Here is a 903-nt window from a genome sequence, read left to right as displayed (position 1 = left end):
TTAACTGGTTGATAGACAACGTGTAGTCCGTAACTTAACAAACTGTTTAAGAGTGATTCGCAACGCGTGGCATTTTTACTATGCGTTGGTTTTAGTGTTTAAGGTGGTATGCGGCGGCATTGGTATTGCGTTGCTCACACCTTAACAGGGCGTTAGTACGGGTTTGACATCAAAGGTCATAAGTTTTGGTGTTTATCTGTTTTGGCGCTCGTTTTTCCACCTTTCAGTTAGTGCCTTTCACGTTCTTTCCGGTGGCACCATATGCGGAGTGTTCGCTTTGATTTCACCGTTTACGGCTTCTAACTCTTAGCCTATTTCTTTGGTGCTTCTTCATTTTCGTGGTGGCTTTTGAGAGAACCTTGATTACTTTTGTTGTGGCTGTTGAAGTACGAGGAAAGAATCCTTTTCTAATTTGAAGTTAGGGAAAGTAGGGCAGTTCAGTACGTTTTTCTTCTAGCCAACTTTCGTCTTTCTATTGAGGTAAAGTTTTGTAGCTGCCCGTCTCACTTCAGTGTTCAAAGCCTTTCATATCATGCCACTTTTCAATATCTTGGAGCGCACAAATAGAAGTAGCGCATGTACTAACAAATTGCTTAAGAGTGATTCGTAACGCGTGGCATTTTTACTTTGCGGTGGCTTATGGTGATTAAGGCGCTGTGCGGTAGCTTTTGTATTGCGTTACTCACACCTTAGCAAGGCGTTAGCCCTATCAGAGGAAAATAATGAAATCTGCAGTATTAGTTATTGATGTTCAGTCGATTCTGTTCGACCCGGAACCTCAACCATTTGAATCACAAATCGTACTCAACAAAATTAATGAGGTTACGAAATTTGCGCGTGCTAAGTCTGTCCCAGTTATCTTTGTCCAGCACGAGCAACCTAAATCTGTTATTGAATACGAAA

Annotated in this window: 1 protein-coding gene; it reads left to right on the top strand. The window is 41.6% G+C overall.

Annotation, left to right across the window (positions count from 1 at the left end):
• Positions 1 to 722: 722 nt before the first annotated feature.
• A partial coding sequence (locus R7Z77_RS24575; protein WP_318136956.1) for an isochorismatase family protein occupies positions 723 to 903 on the top strand: 181 nt, incomplete at its 3' end.

The organism is Vibrio sp. 1401 (assembly GCF_033340295.1).
This window is presented reverse-complemented; position numbering and strand designations above follow the sequence as displayed.